The following is a 278-nucleotide window of genomic DNA, read 5'->3' as shown; positions in this document are numbered from 1 at the left end:
ACGTCTCCAGCAGCAGACGCTGCTGCGGGTCCATGGCCAGCGCCTCGCGCGGCGAGATGCCGAAGAAGTCCGGGTCGAACAGCCCGGCGTCGTGCAGGACACCGCCCTCGCGGGCGTAGGTCGTGCCCTGGTGGTCCGGGTCCGGGTGGTAGAGGCCGTCGAGGTCCCAGCCGCGGCCCGTCGGGAAGCCGGAGATCGCGTCTCCGGCCTCGGACACCAGTCGCCACAGGTCCTCGGGCGACTCCACGCCGCCGGGGTAGCGGCAGCTCATACCGACG

At 72.7% G+C, this 278-nt stretch carries 1 protein-coding gene; it reads right to left on the bottom strand.

Annotation, left to right across the window (positions count from 1 at the left end):
• The coding region (locus tag UK12_RS35545; protein WP_045307362.1) for a beta-ketoacyl synthase N-terminal-like domain-containing protein at positions 1-278 on the bottom strand (278 nt) is incomplete at both ends.

The sequence above is a fragment of the Saccharothrix sp. ST-888 genome, from assembly GCF_000955975.1.
In the GTDB taxonomy this organism is placed as follows: Bacteria; Actinomycetota; Actinomycetes; order Streptomycetales; family Streptomycetaceae; genus Kitasatospora.
The sequence above is the reverse complement of the archived record's forward strand: the minus strand, read 5'-3'. Positions and strand labels throughout refer to the sequence as shown.